Source organism: Endozoicomonas sp. OPT23, from assembly GCF_009653635.1.
Lineage (GTDB): Bacteria > Pseudomonadota > Gammaproteobacteria > Pseudomonadales > Endozoicomonadaceae > Endozoicomonas_A.
In genome coordinates this window covers 457379-475594 of sequence record NZ_PPFD01000001.1, presented here as the reverse complement: position 1 = coordinate 475594, position 18216 = coordinate 457379, and the positions used below count along the sequence as shown (strand labels likewise).

The following is an 18216-nucleotide window of genomic DNA, read 5'->3' as shown; positions in this document are numbered from 1 at the left end:
AGCGTCTTAATTCAAACTCTGAATCGGCGTCGGTGCCGTTCAGCGAGGCCGCTATATTACCGCGACCGTTTTTGTTGTCAACCGTTTGTTTTTCAGACTCTTTCGAATCCGTTGAACTCGGTTGCAACTCGCTAACCTCGTTCGTCTTGCGAAGAACTTTTCTTGGTCAGCGGCGGCGCATTCTACCGTGTCAGCCGTTGTTGTCAATCGCTGTTTTCGTTCTCGTTATTAAGAGAGGAAAGAAGTAATTAACCCGCTGGGTTGTCCTGCACAACGGAGGCGTATTCTACACATTTGAATGATCGTGCCAACCCCCGAAAGCTACTTATTCGTCGTTTATTTATTGTCGTCTATAAGAGCAGAAGGATTTGGAGCGTCCCTTGTTCTCTAACCAGATTTCTCAGGTTCTGTCTTACTGCTACTTAAAACGATTAGCCCAGCCCCAGTCAGCATGGCTAGACATCCAATCAGAAACAGCTGCTGATACTCACCCCAGTATTCATATAACGCAGCCATAGCATAACCTGAAACAGCCTGACCCAAAGCAAAGGCCGCCGTTGCAACACCCCAGAACCTTTTGTGATCAAGAGTTCCAACCAGCTCTGCAATTCGAGCCGAAGTCAGAGCAACTATTCCAGGAATCAGTGCGCCCACAATAAAGGACGAAAGAGTTCTGGCCATCACATCCACTGAGATAAGAGGAAGGCCCACTGCAATGGCTTTCACTATAAAAGCCAGCACCAGACTTTGCTGACAACTCATATACTGCAAAACACACCTTGCTATAAAGGGTCCACAAATAGCCCCAACACCAAATACTCCCCATTGGTACGAAGCAGACATGACACCCAGACTCTGCTCCCTTGCCAGATAATCCACCCAGAACACGGTATGAGGAACAAAACCAAATGCATCCATTGCATAAGCAATGATAACGAGCAGCAACACTTTTCCAATGTGAGATTGGCTGGATGAAGTGTCAGACTGGGATGTTTTGGTCAGGACAGCAGATTTCAGGCTATGAAGACTTACTTCTGCAATTAATGCAGCAAGTGCAGCAAGACCAGCAAGAGCTATCCATGTAACAGCCAGACTGACACTCAACAGCAGAGGGATAATGATTGCTGACATCAGTGCGCCAAGCCCTATCCCGGTAAAAACCAGAGTCGCAACACTTTGTTGTCGCTCAGCTGAAACAAATGACATAACAGCACTGGGAGCAACCACCATTAAGACAGCCCCGGAAACTCCGGCAACAAACCGCCAAACGAAAAACCAGCTGAATGAAACAGGTTCAGCACAGAGAATAAAACTGGCAAGAATAGAAACAAAACAGGCTCTTAATAACCACTTAATATCGACCAGCTCAGATAACCTGTGCGCAGACAGTGCCCCAATAAAATAGCCTGCCAGATTTGCGGCCCCGAGATAGGCAAGCTGATGACTGTCAAACCAGCCCTGTTTTGCCAACTCAGGAATTAAGGGTGTATATGCGAAGCGAGCCAGCCCAATACCGGCGAATGTTGCCATTAAACCAGCCATCAGTGCTGGCAATTCTTTTCTGGTTATCACTTCAGGGCGCCCTCCTGGCCAAGCCCATGCAGAATCACTTCATTACATAATATTGTGCTGGCTTCTTCTATTTCTTCTAACAATGGTCTCTAGAAGTAAAAAGCATAGATTACGCTTTTAGAGGCATTTTCATTTTTTTAATCTAACCAACAACAGAACCACAATTACAGATCCATATGTAACAGGCTCAGTATAGTCACTCTTCACCAGCCAAAGAAAATGCAGCACCGCCAGCCCTGCTGACAGATAAACCAGTTTATGCAGTTTCGCCCATTTCTTCCCTAAACGACGCATCATGCCTTTAGTAGAAGTTACGCCCAAAGCAGTCAGTATAAGAACAGCCAAAGCACCTACTATTATATAGGGACGTTTATAGAGGTCTTCTGCCAGTGTCGCCCAATCCCAGGCCAGCATAAAAGCAAGATAAGCAGTGATATGAAGTAGTGCATAGAAGAGCGTAAATAGCCCAATCATTCTTCTGAAGCGAATCAGCTTATTAACACCCGTGAATTTACGCATTGGTGTAATGGCCAAGCCACCACATAAAAAGATTAAAGCCCACTCACCCAGATCTCGGGTAAGCGTGTTTGCCGGATCTGGCCCAAGGTTGTTGGTAAGAACAGCCTGAACCAGTAAGGCCAGCGGAATGAGACAGGCTGGAAATACTACCAGTTTGCTTTTCGCCACCCAGTCCATTTTTTTCATTTACTGTTCCTTAATACCCCGATATACGAACTCATAAGCCATTTGCCGCCGACGGCGGGCAAATGGCAATTTAATCCTCGATACGTGCGCTACACATTCAGAAGTGCTTACTCAGGTCCATACCTTTATATAGGTGGGCAACTTCTTCTTCGTAGCCATTAAACTTTTTGGTCTCGATCTTATTTGGCTCCCAGATAGAGTTTGGCAGACGACGTTCACTCTTCTGACTCCAGCGTGGATGATCTACTTCAGGGTTTACGTTGGCATAGAACCCATATTCGTTAGGACCAGATTTTACCCAGGTGCTTTGAGGCATGGTTTCAGTAAAACGAATCTTGACGATGGACTTAATGCTCTTGAAACCATACTTCCAGGGTACAACCAGTCTTAGTGGTGCACCGTTCTGGGGTGGCAGGGTTTTACCGTAGAGTCCGATTGCCATAAATGTCAGCGGATTCATTGCTTCGTCAATTCGCAGACCTTCAACATACGGGTATTGAATGGCACTGAAACTGGAGCGCTGACCGGGCATCTGCTGAGGATCAAACAGCGTGTGAAATTCAACGTATTTGGCTTTTGACGTAGGTTGAAAACGCTTTAGCATGTCAGCCAGTGAAAAGCCTACCCACGGAATAACCATGGACCAGGCTTCAACGCAGCGCAGCCGGTAGATTCTCTCCTCTACATCCTGCCCTTTAAGAATATCTTCCAGTGTATAGGTTCCCGGCTTCTCAATTTCGCCTTCCACTGTAATAGACCAGGGATCAGTTTTCAGGTTGACCGCTTTCTTTGCGGGATCATCCTTGCCATAACCGAACTCGTAGAAGTTGTTGTAATTGGTGACGTTGGTATAAGGCGTGAGTTGTTCACTGGTGGTGTAACCACTCTGTTTATAAGTAGCTACTTTTTCCTTTAACCACTGTGGAGCCCTGAGCTGTGGAATATTGTCGTAGCCGGTTTCAATGACTGAGTCTTTGGTTTTTGGCTTGGCTTCACTGGCATCGGAACACCCCACCAACGTTACTCCCATTCCAGCAAAGGCAAACTGACCACTTTTCTTCAGAAAACTACGACGATCTTTGTAGACACTTTCAGAAGTAATTTCACTACTTCGAACATCGCTGGGCTTTCTGGTTTTGATCAGCATGCAAGACTTCCTTAACTCGTCAAATGGCCATAGACGGCATTCTAAATGGGTATTGTTATTTCTTTACGTTACACCATCCCTTTTAGATTCAAAACGATAACCATGGAAGATCATTTTTGAAAACTAATGATGTTATCTTTTCCAGATTTGATTGAACTTACTTAAATCTGTACACTAGCTCCACGATAAATACCTACAAGAGCCTTATGTTTCCGCAGTTTCTGCAAGTTTTTCGAACCAACTCTCCTTCTACCCAGACTCTGCTGGCGCTCTTTCTGCAACATCATTTTCGAGCTTTTTAAGTCACCTCTTTATTGAACAGCTTTCTTTCAAAGCTTTCAGCTCTACCCCTATACCAAATGTAAACCATGTTAGTCCGGTAGCTCTCCCTCTTAGCACCTTAATAGCATCTATAAATTCATTGGAGTTATCTGTGTCACTGCCTTGCTATCAGAATTTTGTCGATGGTCAATATCTAGCCAATAAAACCGGCGAGACTTTTTCAGTTGTTAATCCGGCTACCAATAAAGTTATCTACACCGTAGAAGTAGCGGATGAATCCGTTCAGGAAGCTGCGATTGCCAGCGCTCAAAAAGGCTTCAAAATCTGGTCAAAGATGACCGGCATCGAACGCAGCCGCATTCTTAATAAAGCAGTAGCACTATTGCGTGAACGCAATGATGAACTGGCAAAAATCGAAGTTCTCGATACTGGCAAGCCATGGCAGGAAGCATCAGAAGTTGACGTAGTCACTGGCGCAGATTCCATCGAGTTCTTCGCAGGGCTGGCACCGTCTATTGAAGGCAATCAGCAAAGTCTGGGCGACGATTTCTACTACACCCGTCGTGAAGCACTGGGTATCTGCGCGGGCATCGGCGCCTGGAACTATCCACTGCAGATTTCCTGCTGGAAAGCAGCGCCTGCTCTGGCCTGTGGTAACAGCATGATCTTCAAACCTTCTGAAGAAACACCGTTGGGCGCACTGAAGCTGGCAGAGATCTTTACCGAAGCTGGTGTTCCTGCCGGTGTATTCAACGTAGTACAAGGCGATGGCAAGGTAGGCTCCTGGCTGACTCATCATCCGGATATTGCCAAGGTGTCGTTCACTGGCGAAGTGGGTACTGGTAAGAAGGTTATGGCTGCGGCTGCTTCTTCCCTGAAAGACGTCACCATGGAACTGGGTGGCAAGTCACCACTGATTATCTTTGATGATGCTGATCTGGATAACGCTATTTCCGGGGCCATGCTCGGCAACTTCTACACCCAGGGTGAAATCTGCACCAACGGCACCCGTGTTTATGTTCACAAGAACATCTTCCCTGCCTTTATCGAAAAGCTGAAACAGCGCACCGAAAACAACATCATTCTCGGCGATCCAATGAATGCTGATACCAACATGGGCGCTCTGATTTCAGAAAAGCACCATCAGTTGGTGATGGGTTATATCAACAAGGGTATCGAAGAAGGCGCAACCGTTCTGACCGGTGGTAAGGCTGCAAGCCCTGCTTCTGCACCTGGCGGTTTCTTTGTTGAGCCTACCGTATTCATTGATTGCAACGACGATATGACCATCGCTCGTGAAGAGATCTTTGGGCCGGTTATGGCTGTGTTCACTTTTGAAAATGAAGAAGAAGTAATTGCTCGCGCTAACGACACCAAACTGGGTCTGGCGGCTGGCGTCTTCACTCAGGACATCACCCGCGCTCACCGTGTCATTCACCAGCTTGAAGCTGGCATTTGCTGGATCAACAACTACGGTGCGTCACCGGCTGAAATGCCTGTGGGTGGTTACAAGCAATCGGGCATTGGTCGTGAAAACGGTGTCGAAACCCTGAAGCATTACACCCAGATCAAAGCGGTTTATGTGGGTATGACACCACTGGAAAGCCCTTTTTAAAACGCACTCAGGAGGAAAAGTACCATGACAGATTCTACTCAATTTGAGAGCCATCGCTCTGAGAGTACGTATGATTATGTCGTTGTCGGTGCAGGTTCTGCTGGCTGCGTTCTGGCCAATCGACTGACAGAAGACGGCAACAGTCAGGTGTTGCTGATTGAAACCGGTGGCAGTGACAAAAGCATTTTCATTCAAATGCCGACGGCGCTGTCCATTCCCATGAATACCAAAAAGTATGCATGGCAGTATGAAACCCAGCCAGAACCGTTTTTGGATAACCGTCGTATGCATTGCCCTCGCGGCAAGGTGTTAGGCGGTTCTTCTTCCATTAATGGCATGGTGTACGTCCGTGGTCACGCCAAAGACTTTGATGAATGGCAGCAATATGGCGCCACTGACTGGGATTACAGTCACTGCCTGCCCTATTTTCAGAAGGCTGAAACCTGGGCATTCGGTGGCAATGACTACCGTGGTGACAAAGGGCCATTGGGCGTCAACAACGGCAACGAAATGAAAAACCCGCTCTACTCCACCTTTATCAAGGCTGGTGTAGAAGCAGGTTATATGGAAACATCTGACTACAACGGCTGCCGTCAGGAAGGTTTCGGCCCAATGCACATGACGGTACAGGGCGGCATTCGCTGGTCAACAGCCAATGCTTACCTGCGTCCGGCTATGAAACGCAGCAACCTTACAGTAGTAACTCATGCGCAGGTTCACCGTGTATTGCTGGAAGGCAAACAAACGACGGGCGTTGAGTACAAACATAAAGGTCAGATCAAACAGGCTCTGGTCAGCAAGGAAGTTATTCTTTCTGCCGGTTCTATTGGTTCACCTCATATTCTGCAACTGTCCGGTATTGGTTCAAAAGACGTACTGGAGAAAGCAGGCATTGAAGTTCACCACGAACTGCCCGGCGTAGGTGAAAACCTGCAGGATCACCTGGAATTCTATTTCCAGTTCCGTTGCAAGCAGCCTATTACCCTGAACGGTAAGCTGGACCCACTGAGCAAACTCTTTATTGGCGCTCGCTGGTTCTTTAAGAAGGATGGGCTTGGTGCTACAAACCACTTTGAATCCTGTGGTTTTATTCGTTCCAAGCCCGGCGTTGAATGGCCTGATTTGCAATACCATTTTCTGCCAGCAGCCATGCGTTATGACGGCCGAACCGCTTTTGACGGCCATGGTTTCCAGGTTCATATCGGTCATAACAAGCCGAAAAGCCGTGGTTATGTGCGAGCAGTTTCTGCGAATCCTGACGTACATCCGGACATTCAGTTTAACTATCTGGCCGAAGAAGATGACCGCGAAGGGTTCAGACAGTGCGTTCGTCTGACCCGTGAAATCATCAACCAACCTGCGTTTGATGAATACCGTGATTCTGAAATTCAGCCAGGCGAGCACATTCAAACCGACGAAGAGATCGATGCCTTCGTTCGCGAATCGGTTGAAAGTGCTTACCACCCATCCTGCTCCTGCAAGATGGGCACCGACGACATGGCTGTTGTCGATCCGCAAACCCGTGTTCACGGTCTGAAAGGACTGCGGGTTGTGGATTCGTCCATATTCCCGACTATTCCAAACGGCAACCTGAATGCGCCCACTATTATGGTGGCCGAGCGAGCTGCGGACATGATTCGGGATGCGGATATGCTGGCTCCATCCACTGCAAAAGTAGGTATGGGTGCGGACTGGCAGGAAAAGCAGAGATCAGGAGAGGCTCTGCGCTGAGTGGCTATACGCTAAGTGACCACTCCTTGATCAACCTCGAACAGTTGGGAAGGCTATTCGTGGTTGATCTATACAAAAGAAGTATCTGGGTATAAAGGACACAACAGATTTTAACTATCACCAGCAAAAGCTGTATCTGCTTTCAGCTGGTGATACTTAAGCTCTGCAAAGCTGACTTTCACCATTGAAAGTCTGACTGGGTCAGTGCGCCATTTCTCAGCCATAAAACGATAACGACAGGCACAACATTATGATTACAAGAGTAAGCACCAATTTTAGAAAGGGGAGCCAGCTATGACAGAACTGCTCTCCGTTGGTATTTTATTTACCTTTACCGCCATCATCTTTGTCCTGATCAAATGGGGCAATATGCAATTGGTGGGTGTAACTCCGGTTCGCACTTTAACCTTTATCGCCATCCTGTTTACTTCAGGGCTGGATGTGGGACTGATCATGTTCCCACTGACAGAATTCGCCGGATATGCAGACCTTGCAGCCAGTCCGGAATACGCTTTCAGTAACCCGCTGGCCATTGAATTTGGTTACTGGGGTTTCCTGATCTGGGGTTTCTATTTCCTGACCTGCTTCTACTTTGTGGCTATTGAGCCGAAGGTGAAGTTCTTTGAAATTCCTGTTATCAAGTTCATCAACAACGTGGTTATTATCGGCACCTGTGCCTTTACGGCTTATCTGTTGCTGACCAACCTGCCATGGTACCTGCCTCAGGTTGGCGACGGTGAAACAGTTGTCACCAGTTTCTACCTAATTGTGTTTGCTGTGATTGCCGCTGCCGTATATTCCAGTACCAGCCTCCGCTTTGTGCGCACACTTAGCTTGTCGTCTACCTGGATGTTCCTGGGGCTGATCGTTATTATGTGGTTCGGTGCTTTCACCGGCGAGAATGGTTCTGTTAGTGACTTCACTGCAACTATCTCCCTGATTGGTAACTACTTCGGTAACATCCATCAGTTTGTGCTGCCACTGAACGACTACCACGAGTTCTACCTGTTCTGGTGGTTCGCATGGAGCATCATGATCGGCCAATTCACATCACGCTTTGTCGGTGGTCTGAAAACCTGGCAGGTACTGGGTGCCATGCTGGTATTCCCGTCCATTCCGATAGCGACCTGGTTCGCTGTACTGTACTACTACCACCTGAACGCACTGGATACGTCCGGCTTCTTCAGCATTGCTATGGCTGTAGTGGGCATCCTGTTCGTAGTGAACTCTCTGGATTCCCTGATTCGTCTCTACACCGACAACCTGAACCTGACTGTTCAGCGTGTTGGCAAGGCTAAGTACATTGCCGGCAACCTGGTCGCCATGGTGCTGCTGACCCTGCTGTTCAAGTTCGACTTCCTGCAGATTCAGTGGATTGGTGCTCTGGTTATTGGTTTGTTCTTCTGCTGTCTGGCGTACATTCTGATCACCAGCTTTACCACGGTGCGGAATATCAACAGCTCACCGGAAGAGAACGAAGTAGACTTCAGCAAGATTGATATGGCGAGATAAGTGTGCAGATACACATAATTGAATATTAAATCACCCTTTGCCCGCCGGAGGCGGGCAAAGGGTGTATGAATTCATATGTCTGTGTACTTAACTGCTAAATAAAAAAAGCCCCTGACTTATGCAGGGGCTTTTTTTTGAGCTGGAATAAAAGAAGGCGTTCTTATTTTATTCTGCAGCTGGCTGCTTTCTGGTCCGTTCCATCAGGTACATAACCGGTCCGGAACAGGCATAGCCCAGGAAGATCAGCATCAGTACACGGGGAGGATCAGTAAAGACAACAGCAAAGGCCAGAACCATCACCAGCATAAACACGAAAGGCACACGACCTCTCAGGTCCAGCTTTTTGAAACTGTTGTATTTAAAGTTACTCACCATCAGGATGCCGGACAGTGCAGTGATTACAGCACCCAGAAGGGCAATGGCAAAGGTATTACCGTCAATACCAAAGTCACTGAGCGCCCAGACCATACCAATCACCAGCGCTGCAGCAGCAGGGCTGGCCAGACCGGTAAAGAATCGGCTGTCGGTTACTTCAATCATGGTATTAAAGCGTGCCAGACGAAGAGCGGCACAAGCGGCATAGATAAAGGCAACCATCCAGCCAAACTTGCCCAGGTCGTTCAGTGCCCAGCTATAGGCTACCATGCCTGGCGCAACGCCAAAGGTCACCATGTCGGCAAGACTGTCGTACTCAGCACCGAACTTGCTCTGGGTGTTGGTCATACGAGCAACCCGACCATCCAGACCATCCAGCACCATGGCCACAAAAACAGCGATACAGGCCTGGGTGAAAAATCCGGCCTGAGCACTGATAATGGCGTAAAAGCCACAGAACAGGTTACCTGTAGTAAACAGGTTAGGCAGGATATAAATACCTTTGTGGCGTACTTTCCTGCCGCCTTCTACCACTTCTTCCTCGAAGTGTTCATCAACGGGAAATACCCCGTCCAGATCATCCGGTTCAGTTTCGGGGCGATCTTGTTTATCGGTCATTCTGTAAGGGCCCATCTACAGCTAACGAAAAAAATAACTCTACCACGAATGGGTATACTGCAGTATGTACCATATATCAATAAACTGTCAGAAGACGGAGTGACCTGTCTGCTCAACAAAGTATTTCAGAGCTTCGGTACCAGGTAGCGAGTTTCCTTTCGTACCAAGCTCCGGACTCCAGACACAGATCGACATTTCTCCTGGAATAATGGCAACAATGCCACCACCGACACCACTCTTGCACGGCAAACCTACATTAAAGGCAAACTCACCCGCTTCATCATAAGTGCCACACGTCATCATCAAGGAATTGATACGGCGAGCCTTACGCTTGCTGACCACCTGCTTATCTTTATAAGGGTGTTTGCCATCCTGAGCCAGAAAACGAAAAGCCCGAGCCAGATCCTGACAACTCATAGACAGAGAACACTGGTAAAAATAGAAATCCAGAACCCTTGAGACATGGTTATTGAGATTACCGAAGCTTTTCAGGTAATTGGCCAGAGCCGTGTTTCTCTGACCATTGTCGTATTCAGAACGGAAGACTTCTTCGTCGTAGTGAACATCGATATTGTTTGCCAGACCGCGAACAAAGCTCAGAAACTCCTGTTTGGGCGATGTTACATGACCGAGCAAGGCATCAGTAACCACCAAAGCGCCCGCATTGATAAAAGGATTTCTTGGAATTCCGTTTTCATATTCCAGCTGAGACAGAGAGTTAAAAGCAGTACCGGACGGCTCAACGCCTACGCGATCAAACAACTCCTCTCCCATATGGCTGATGGCCATACTGAGATTGAAAACTTTGGAAATACTCTGAATAGAGAACATTTCAGTGGCGTCACCACAGACAAAATCGCGACCATCCACTGTGCTGATTGCCATGCCGAACTTGCCAGAATCAATGCCAGCTAATGCAGGAATATAGTTCGCAGGTTGACCCTGCCCAAAAGTATTCGAGATAGCCTCAGGCATAGAAGCCATGACTCTCTCAATTTCAGCAACAGATAAATGTGTCATCAATCACAGGCACTCACAGATAAGGGCAGCAGAGCTTACGCCTGTGACTGATCAGTTCTCAATCAGTGGTTGCCACTAGAAGCTATCTGATCGAAGCATGGCATCATGGCCGCCATCCACGAAAAGAACAGAGCCGCAGATAAAGCTGGCCTGAGAACTCAAAAGAAAGGCAGCTGCATTGGACATATCTTCCGGCTCCCCCGGGCGGCCTGTGGGAATACTGGCGACAAACTCTCTGGTGGCAGCACCATGCTCTTTACTGTTTAAGCCCTCTTCCGTCATTGGCGTTCGAGTAAAACCGGGAGCAATAGCATTAAACCTTACGCCTCGCTGAGCGCTTTCCTGTGTCTTGCGACGCATCCACTGAGCCACTGCCTGCTTGGAACCACTGTAAGCATTGAATCCATCAGCCAGTTTATCGATATGTTCGGAAGTAGCCTGTTCATTATCTTCGAGCATTAACTCAACAGTTCTGGCATCCGTTGGCATAGGAGCCGAATTGGAGGAGATAAATAAAACACTGCCCTGCTTTTTAGCCACTAAATCCAGCAGAGATTCCACCAGCCTGACGACACCAAAGAAGTTGGTTTGAGCAATACGAGAATAAGGTTGTGTATTAGGGCCAACACCAGCACAGGGAATAAAACCATCAAAGCCATCGACTGCCCAACTCTTGATTCCTTGAATCGCTGCTTCCCTACCTGCCGAAGTTGCAAGATCAGCCACTATATCTGCTGTTTTCTGAATATCGACATTAATAACGGAGTGACCATCATTCTCCAGTCGACTCTTGATGACGGCACCAATGCCCGATGATCCTCCGGTAATCGCGTACGTTCCCATATAAGCCACCCTGTTCCGTTGTTTTTTCAATATTGATTCAGAGTTTTGCTGGATACTTCGTCCATCAGGATTAAGTCAGGAAGTTCATACGATAGTAGCTTCGAATTGCTTCAAAGAACCTTCATAATAGTCGGTTAACCACCGTTAACGGAAAGCCCCAAAGGAAAGACAGATGAGAGTCATTGGCAACTTTTTATGGTTCATACTCGGCGGCATCATTATGGGGCTGGCCTGGTGGATGTTCGGGCTGGTCGCATTTATTACTATTATTGGTATTCCCTGGGGCAGAGCCTGCTTTGTGATGGGCAAGTTTTCCTTTTTTCCGTTCGGGCAGGAAGCGATCAGCCGTCGTGAACTGAAACTGGAAGACGACATTGGCACAGGAACACTGGGATTTCTGGGTAATATTCTCTGGTTCATCTTTGCCGGAGTCTGGCTGGCCATTGGTCACCTGACCTCTGCTATTGTCTGTGCCATAACCATTATTGGTATTCCCTTTGCTATCCAGCACCTGAAGCTGGCAGGTATTGCTCTGGCACCAATAGGTAAAACTGTTGTATCCAAGGAAATTGCCGCTGCAGCCAGAGCCAATCATGCTCAATCAGTGGTCGACGATATTCGTTCGGATAAATAAGAAAGAAATACGAACGCACATATTATTTGCCTGCTTACAGCGGAAAAATAACGATTTGAACAGTCGTTTATGTGTATTCGATATATCTAATAATCAGGAGAAGCAGCTATGACTGCCATTCGAAGTACTCTTATTTTATTGGCTGCTCTCGTACTGGGCGGCTGTCAGAGCACTTATTACGCAGCCATGGAAAAGGTCGGCGTTCATAAACGCGACATCATGGTTGATCGTATTGAGAGTTCTCAGGAAGCTCAGGAAGAAGCACAGGAACAGTTCAAGTCAGCTCTGGAACGTTTCCGCAGCGTTGTTGATTTTGAAGGTGGTGAACTGGAAAGCCTTTATGCCCACCTCAACTCGGAATACGAAGACAGTGTGGCTTCGGCTGAAGATGTCAGAAAGCGCATCAATGGCGTGAAAGATGTGTCAGATGCGCTGTTTGATGAATGGGAAGATGAACTGGAACTCTATTCTAACGAAAAACTGCGTCGTGCCAGTGCGACAAAACTGAAAGAGACCCGTCGTCAGTACAGTCGCATGCTGGCCAGCATGGAAAAGTCCGAGAAGCGTATGCAACCCGTACTGAATGCTTTTCAGGATCAGGTTCTGTATCTGAAACATAATCTGAATGCCCAGGCGATTGCGGCCCTGAAAGGTGAGTTCAGCAGTATCAGAAAAGATATTGAACGACTGGTAATCGATATGCAGCGCTCTATTAATGAATCCAGAAAGTTCGTAGAGGTTCTCAAGAAAAGTTAAGCAAGATGGCCTTACAAGTAACCTAACCGCTTGTAAGGCTGTACTAAAATGTGAATCTGATTATAAAATAAGCACTTTTTAATAATCCGATGGTGATCGGCGGGAATGGACTCTTAGCCAATGCCTCCAGTGTTTAAACACTCCGGAGCATATTATGAGACATTTACCGCAGCTTTCAGCTGTTACAGCTCTTTGCCTCTCCAGCCCTGTCCATGCTGATTTACAGTGTCGCAACGGTGTCTGCGCAGATATTCAGGCGCTTGATGAAATTGTTTTAATTCCCGAAGAGTCTGATCTGGATGGTACGTCTAACAGAGACATTAGCACTGTCGAAAATTACTGTGCACTCTCCTACCGGCAAGCCGATGGGAATCCCACCTCTTACGACATTGCCTTTCAAACAGGAACCTCCGCCTCCGATGTCGGCGGTGGTTTCTTTCAGATTGGCAATAATGGTCCTGATATCAAAATGGAATGGCGAGGTAATCCGGATTCTGCCTATGCAGACATAAGCTCTTCCGGGCTTTCAAATGATACTGCTGGTGCAAGGTTCTGCTCTGACCGAAATGCCATGGCCTCGATTAGAGCAACATTAAATGCAAGCCAGCTGCAATCTATTCAACCCGGACGTTACAGTGGTGAACTCAGTATGGATATGGGACAGGGTAGTAACCTTTACCATTCCAGAATTCCTTTTCAAATCACTCTTCCTGATCTGTATAAAATAAGTGGACTCGACGATATAGTCCTCACAGAAAAAGTTCCCAACCGAAGCTTTTACCGAAAGGACGAACGCTTCTGTGTCTTTGTCTGGGGCGGTGGAAGCTATACCATCAGGGCAAATGGCGGCACTGGCAATCAATTCCTGCTAAGCAACGGCTCTGACACTATTAACTATATGGTTCGACTATCGAAGGCAGCCGACGGTTCAAGTCTTGAAACAGTCAGCGTTGATCAGGCCGTAACCTCTACAGCAGGCAGCAATTCCCTTAGCTGTAACGGGCAGAATAATGCCAGAGTCCGAATTAGAATTAATGACAGTGAACTTGCCGGAAAGTCGGCTGGTGTATACTCGGGAACGCTATCACTTACTGTTGAAGCGTCGTAAGCTTCTCACTCACTTTCAAGCCAAGAATTTATTGAATGCAGCTCCAAGAAATAGACAAGGCAACATACCGAAAGCACGCCAATATTGTTATCGGCTCTTTTATTGCCGGCTTAGTGATTCTATCGCTGACCATCAGCTTCACGCTAATTGCCTACTATGGGCAGACTCCTGTTGAAGGTGCGGAGTCTACCGGCAATTTCAGGTTTAATCTGGCAGGCGTTATTGCTGCTGCACTGATCTGCAGTGCGATTCTGTTCAGGCTACGAAATCACCCATTTCTTGCAGAGGTTTACTATATCTGGCGACTCAAGCAGCTGACCAACCGGATTTATCGCAAGCTGGCCAAAGTTAAAGTTTCTGCTGATGAAAACAATCAAAATGCACTGGTTTGTCTGACCTTCTATTACACTGCGCTCAGGCAGATATATCTGCTGGACGACAACACTCTAACTCTTCAAGAGCTGGACCGGAATATTGAAACACTGAACAGCCAAATAAGCAGTCTCGGGATATCTGTATCAACTGACCAGTTCACCCCGGAATTATTGAAAGGTTTTTAACGGTTCAGGCTCAATGATGTCATTGAGCCTGCTTTATCATTTGCCTAGGAAGCCACCTTTATCTGCAAAGGTTGAACATCGTAATGCCTCTCGGCTGATAGCGCTAACTCTCCCAGCCTCAGCATCACACGTCTGTGCCACCAGGTCATACCTTCCCATGCTGAATAGTAGTAGTCAGCAGAACCTTCTGCCCCTTTCAGGTAAGCATTAATATGGTGACCAAGGTCGTTTGGCTGCTCACCGGAGTACAGACAGACGGAAATGGTGTCAGCAACAGCCATAAACTGGTTATGCCACTCCGGGATATTCTCACGAGCACTGTCCATAGCACGCTGATACATATCCTTGTTTGCGTCCGGCTCTTCAGAGAAGACTTTTTCTATATGGCCAAGAGCCTGAGTGCTATACCAGATTTTATCCAGAATCACTTGCTGGCTTCGCAGTGATTTTAGTGCCGATATCATACCCGAGATCAACTGCTTATCTTCCGGATGAAGGTGTACGTAGAGCATTAAACCCAGCCGCAATTGCTCACCCAGTAATTTATTCATGGGCAACTGTTTCTTAACTAATGCCTGAAAATCACCTGCTTTTTCTCTCAGAGTTCTGGCTATGGCTTCTGGCTCTGTCCTTTCGAAACCATAGGATTCCATATCAACTTCAAACCCGGCCGCGAACCAGGCTCGACCAAGCAGAGCAGAAATCATTCTGTCATTAGCCTTTACCAGCTGATCTTCGAGTTGATCGTAATCCACCGACATACGTCGAAAGGTTAGTTTGCACTGCTCAAGTTTTTTGACAACAGCCTGCTCATCTTCAACGTCAGACAGAGAAACAACAGGCAGAACTTTACTGGCATCGAACCAACGTCCCCAGTAAGCCTCCAAAGTTTCGAAGCTCTGCTGACTTCGACCTGTCATTTCCAGCTGTTGATCTCTGCTGATCAGGTGACGACTGTCACAAACAAGGCCATTGTTTGCATAGAAAGCAGTGGTTACTCGTTCTGCCAGTTTTTCCGGAGACTGAAAAAGAACTCTGGCGGATAAATCAGAGGTGAAAATACCCTCTGCCTTTTCTTTCTCTGCAGAGGCAATTCTCGCCTGGTCGCAGGGGTGCGTATCCATCAACCCTGTTTTACCGTTCTCCAGGCCTAGAGTAATGTATTTATGATCATCATCCGTTAAGTGAGCGGCCTGAAATTCAGTCATCTCAGGCAGGTTATTGACTAACTTACCTTCCGTCCATGATCTGTTATTGAGTTCATCCGCGCGGTGGTAAGCAATAGACAGTTCAACCAGCCTTCTTGTTGTTTGACTGAAATGCTGGCTGCCACTCATACGCGCTTCATAGCGGTCAGCATCAAATTCCATCTGCCGCCCCAGCCCCTGTCGTACAAAAAGAGCGACATACATAAGTCCGTGTAAAATTTTACGGCTGAGCCAGACTCCTGCGCGAGCAATGTAGAGAGTGATCATTGCGCCAAACCATTCGCTTTCCTCACTCCATTTTTCTAGCAGGTAATCCCATTTATCCCGTACAAAGGCTCCACGATAAAGCCAGTTAATGATGTACCCCATGCTGAAACCAGCACGCATAGCCCAGGATTGGCTGAAGTGACCAAACTCATGGGCCAGAATACCTGCCAGCTGTCGTGAGCTCATGCCATATATCAGTGGCATACCCACAGTCAGAGTCAGCTCTTTTGAGAAAAGTCCTTTTTTCAGCGAGGCAGAGGCATTCACTTGATGATCTACGAGAATTTCAGCAGGCATTGGAGAACCGACTCTCTGGCAGATTTGCTCGACAAATCGATAAAAACGTCGGTATTTTCTCGGGTCCAGTCGTATTTCAACTTCTCTTGAATAGGCTGGCGCAAGCAGTGGTTTAAGCAAAAAGAAAACCAGTATGGTGCCAATAACGATGGGGCCACCATAAGAAAAGACGGCCGCCAAGATCATACCCTGACGATCCAGCAGTAAATCCAGATTATGGATGGCGTGGTAGCCGGTAAGTGCTGCGACCGCCCCCGTCATTGCTAGATACAGTAACGGCAAAAGCAAAATAATCAGGGCACCGAACAACAGCATCAGACTATACCCTGCAGATACGTTAACCGGTTTAATCTGCCCGGAAAACATTCGATCAATATCCTGAATGGATAATTGATTTGGATTCAGCTTTTTTATTGCCGCCTTTTCAGGTTTTCGAGACTTACTTTCAAGTGACTTACTTTCAAGTGCCTTATTCTCAAATGCTTTTTCAGCAGTGTTTCCATTAACAACCAGACATTCCAGCCCCAGCTTTTCCAGCCTGAGTGCAAATTTCTCTGCAACCTGCTTATCACCCGTTTTCTTCAGAGAGACCGGTTGCCCGGAAAAAATTCTATCTACTCTATCAGCAGATAATTTAAATACCTTTGCAAAGGACTGCTTTGCCTGCTCCGGCTCAACACCCTGTCGTAGCCGACCGCTGAACAGAACTTTGTACTCTTCCAGTGTTTTTTCTACTGCACCCATAGCCACAAACCCTGCGGGGTACTCCTTGTCTGCTGTTATTTTTATCCTGAGAGTATTTTACATACTAATCATTATATAGCCATGGTCGTTAATATTACGGTAATCCCGATTATCAAGAGTTCATAGCTGATAACTGCCAGCATCCCTGACTAATTTGTCAGGCAAACACAGCCTCTTCTCCCTTAACCTCTGGATCTGGTTCATCAACACTTAAAACCAAGAGGCAGAGGGTTTACCCTGCCTTAACTTGTTTACGACTGGAAACCCATAACCCTGTAAAAATTAAAAAGGCACCTGTCCAGTGATAATGATTCAGGGTTTCTCCCAATAGTGGAATAGCAAAAGCAGCGGCAAACACTGGCATCAGAAAGTTGAACAGCGCAGTATTACTCGCTCCCAGAACATCCACACCAAAGTTCCAGCAAATATAAGCAACCAGCGAGGCAAATATCACCACGTACGATAAAAGGCTGACCGTACTCGTATTCAGTTCAAAGCCTCCTTTGATCGAAAGTTCCCACAGATAAAAAGGCAGAATAAATACCACACCAACGGCAATAAACACCGTCAGCATAGGGGCTCCGGATAAAGGTAAGGTAAAACGCTTCAACAAAACGGTATAAATAGCCCAGAGAGTAACAGCTGACAACATAATCAGATCACCCTCGCCAAAATTCAATTCAATGATGCTCTGCCAGTGTCCTTTTCCAAGAATCAAAATCAGGCCCGGTACCGCAATCAGCATACCCAGCAACTGAACCTTAGTAGGAAACTGTTTCAAAAGTGGTATAGCCAGAACCATGGTAAAAACAGGGAGTGACACCTGAAGGAGCGCAATATTAACGGCTTGAGTCGTTTGAACGGCCAGATAGAGCAAACTGTTGAAGCAAGAGATACTCAGTACCGCAAGAGGAAGTATTGCTTTCCAGTGGCTAAGCACTTCTCTTCTATTACGAAGAACTGTTTTCCATGTAAACGGCAGAATAACCAGAAGCGCCAGAAACCAACGCCAGAAAGAAAGCGCTAAAGGAGGGATTTCACCGACGCTCATACGACCGGCAACACTGTTTCCTCCCCAACACATTACCGCAAGAACCAGGCCGAGAATAGCCAGAGTTCTTCTATTTACTGAACGGGAACTGCCTTTTTCCACAACTACTCTCCGCTGGTGCCATTTTTTATTATGATTAAGGCAAGAATAAATCAGCGGCTATTTATATGC

The 18216-nt window shown here is 47.1% G+C and carries 15 protein-coding genes; 7 read left to right on the top strand and 8 right to left on the bottom strand.

Going from position 1 to position 18216, the window contains the following annotated elements; genetic code table 11:
• Positions 1 to 387 precede the first annotated feature (387 nt).
• From EOPP23_RS01915 to msrP, 3 genes are all read right to left on the bottom strand, one after another.
• Positions 388 to 1572: a YbfB/YjiJ family MFS transporter gene (locus EOPP23_RS01915; protein WP_370514581.1), complete on the bottom strand. Its 1185-nt coding sequence runs from the start codon at positions 1570 to 1572 to the stop codon at positions 388 to 390.
• Positions 1573 to 1701: 129 nt separating this feature from the next.
• Positions 1702 to 2277: a sulfite oxidase heme-binding subunit YedZ gene (locus tag EOPP23_RS01910; protein WP_228550517.1), complete on the bottom strand. Its 576-nt coding sequence runs from the start codon at positions 2275 to 2277 to the stop codon at positions 1702 to 1704.
• Between the two features lie 97 nt (positions 2278 to 2374).
• A complete protein-coding gene (gene msrP / locus EOPP23_RS01905) occupies positions 2375 to 3424 on the bottom strand; it encodes a protein-methionine-sulfoxide reductase catalytic subunit MsrP (RefSeq protein WP_153764284.1) in 1050 nt (349 codons plus the stop codon).
• Between the two features lie 433 nt (positions 3425 to 3857).
• On the opposite strand from msrP, the gene betB reads away from it, so the two are divergent.
• The 3 genes from betB (at position 3858) to EOPP23_RS01890 (ending at position 8564) form a co-directional block, all read left to right on the top strand.
• Positions 3858 to 5321: a betaine-aldehyde dehydrogenase gene (gene betB / locus EOPP23_RS01900; protein WP_370514580.1), complete on the top strand. Its 1464-nt coding sequence runs from the start codon at positions 3858 to 3860 to the stop codon at positions 5319 to 5321.
• Positions 5322 to 5345: 24 nt separating this feature from the next.
• Entirely contained in the window at positions 5346 to 7052 is a 1707-nt protein-coding gene (gene betA / locus EOPP23_RS01895; protein WP_153764282.1) for a choline dehydrogenase, read from the top strand.
• Between the two features lie 294 nt (positions 7053 to 7346).
• Positions 7347 to 8564 (top strand): BCCT family transporter, encoded by a 1218-nt coding sequence (locus EOPP23_RS01890; protein WP_153764281.1) that lies wholly within the window; start codon positions 7347 to 7349, stop codon positions 8562 to 8564.
• Between the two features lie 165 nt (positions 8565 to 8729).
• On the opposite strand, the gene pssA is transcribed toward EOPP23_RS01890, so the two are convergent.
• From pssA to EOPP23_RS01875, 3 genes are all read right to left on the bottom strand, one after another.
• On the bottom strand, positions 8730 to 9557 hold the full coding sequence (gene pssA, locus EOPP23_RS01885) for a CDP-diacylglycerol--serine O-phosphatidyltransferase (protein WP_153764280.1): 828 nt from the start codon (positions 9555 to 9557) through the stop codon (positions 8730 to 8732).
• Between the two features lie 87 nt (positions 9558 to 9644).
• Positions 9645 to 10577: a glutaminase gene (locus EOPP23_RS01880; RefSeq protein ID WP_153764279.1), complete on the bottom strand. Its 933-nt coding sequence runs from the start codon at positions 10575 to 10577 to the stop codon at positions 9645 to 9647.
• A gap of 75 nt (positions 10578 to 10652) precedes the next feature.
• Positions 10653 to 11420, bottom strand: coding sequence for an SDR family oxidoreductase (locus tag EOPP23_RS01875; RefSeq protein ID WP_153764278.1), 768 nt, complete (start codon positions 11418 to 11420; stop codon positions 10653 to 10655).
• 172 nt (positions 11421 to 11592) lie between these two features.
• On the opposite strand from EOPP23_RS01875, the gene EOPP23_RS01870 reads away from it, so the two are divergent.
• From EOPP23_RS01870 to EOPP23_RS01855, 4 genes are all read left to right on the top strand, one after another.
• Entirely contained in the window at positions 11593 to 12054 is a 462-nt protein-coding gene (locus EOPP23_RS01870) for a YccF domain-containing protein (protein ID WP_153764277.1), read from the top strand.
• A gap of 108 nt (positions 12055 to 12162) precedes the next feature.
• On the top strand, positions 12163 to 12810 hold the full coding sequence (locus EOPP23_RS01865; protein ID WP_153764276.1) for a DUF2959 domain-containing protein: 648 nt from the start codon (positions 12163 to 12165) through the stop codon (positions 12808 to 12810).
• Between the two features lie 154 nt (positions 12811 to 12964).
• Positions 12965 to 13918, top strand: coding sequence for a hypothetical protein (locus EOPP23_RS01860; RefSeq protein WP_153764275.1), 954 nt, complete (start codon positions 12965 to 12967; stop codon positions 13916 to 13918).
• 35 nt (positions 13919 to 13953) lie between these two features.
• The gene (locus EOPP23_RS01855; RefSeq protein WP_153764274.1) at positions 13954 to 14478 is read left to right on the top strand and encodes a DUF3087 domain-containing protein; all 525 of its coding nucleotides are present in this window, start codon (positions 13954 to 13956) and stop codon (positions 14476 to 14478) included.
• 44 nt (positions 14479 to 14522) lie between these two features.
• Here the strand turns inward: EOPP23_RS01855 and EOPP23_RS01850 are convergent, their stop codons facing one another.
• Together EOPP23_RS01850 and EOPP23_RS01845 are read right to left on the bottom strand one after the other, a co-directional pair.
• The gene (locus EOPP23_RS01850) at positions 14523 to 16994 is read right to left on the bottom strand and encodes a M48 family metallopeptidase (protein WP_153764273.1); all 2472 of its coding nucleotides are present in this window, start codon (positions 16992 to 16994) and stop codon (positions 14523 to 14525) included.
• A 232-nt stretch (positions 16995 to 17226) separates the two neighbouring features.
• Positions 17227 to 18147, bottom strand: a complete 921-nt coding sequence (locus EOPP23_RS01845; protein WP_153764272.1) for a DMT family transporter — start codon at positions 18145 to 18147, stop codon at positions 17227 to 17229.
• Positions 18148 to 18216 lie beyond the last annotated feature (69 nt).

What these genes read in the sequence shown, in the direction of transcription:
- EOPP23_RS01875 (WP_153764278.1), bottom strand. Translation starts at nt 11,420, where the DNA reads ATGGGAACGTACGCGATTACCGGAGGATCATCGGGCATTGGTGCCGTC.
- msrP (WP_153764284.1), bottom strand. Translation starts at nt 3,424, where the DNA reads ATGCTGATCAAAACCAGAAAGCCCAGCGATGTTCGAAGTAGTGAAATT.
- EOPP23_RS01850 (WP_153764273.1), bottom strand. Translation starts at nt 16,994, where the DNA reads ATGGGTGCAGTAGAAAAAACACTGGAAGAGTACAAAGTTCTGTTCAGC.
- EOPP23_RS01890 (WP_153764281.1), top strand. Translation starts at nt 7,347, where the DNA reads ATGACAGAACTGCTCTCCGTTGGTATTTTATTTACCTTTACCGCCATC.
- EOPP23_RS01880 (WP_153764279.1), bottom strand. Translation starts at nt 10,577, where the DNA reads ATGACACATTTATCTGTTGCTGAAATTGAGAGAGTCATGGCTTCTATG.
- pssA (WP_153764280.1), bottom strand. Translation starts at nt 9,557, where the DNA reads ATGACCGATAAACAAGATCGCCCCGAAACTGAACCGGATGATCTGGAC.
- EOPP23_RS01865 (WP_153764276.1), top strand. Translation starts at nt 12,163, where the DNA reads ATGACTGCCATTCGAAGTACTCTTATTTTATTGGCTGCTCTCGTACTG.
- betA (WP_153764282.1), top strand. Translation starts at nt 5,346, where the DNA reads ATGACAGATTCTACTCAATTTGAGAGCCATCGCTCTGAGAGTACGTAT.
- EOPP23_RS01860 (WP_153764275.1), top strand. Translation starts at nt 12,965, where the DNA reads ATGAGACATTTACCGCAGCTTTCAGCTGTTACAGCTCTTTGCCTCTCC.
- EOPP23_RS01910 (WP_228550517.1), bottom strand. Translation starts at nt 2,277, where the DNA reads ATGAAAAAAATGGACTGGGTGGCGAAAAGCAAACTGGTAGTATTTCCA.
- EOPP23_RS01855 (WP_153764274.1), top strand. Translation starts at nt 13,954, where the DNA reads ATGCAGCTCCAAGAAATAGACAAGGCAACATACCGAAAGCACGCCAAT.
- EOPP23_RS01870 (WP_153764277.1), top strand. Translation starts at nt 11,593, where the DNA reads ATGAGAGTCATTGGCAACTTTTTATGGTTCATACTCGGCGGCATCATT.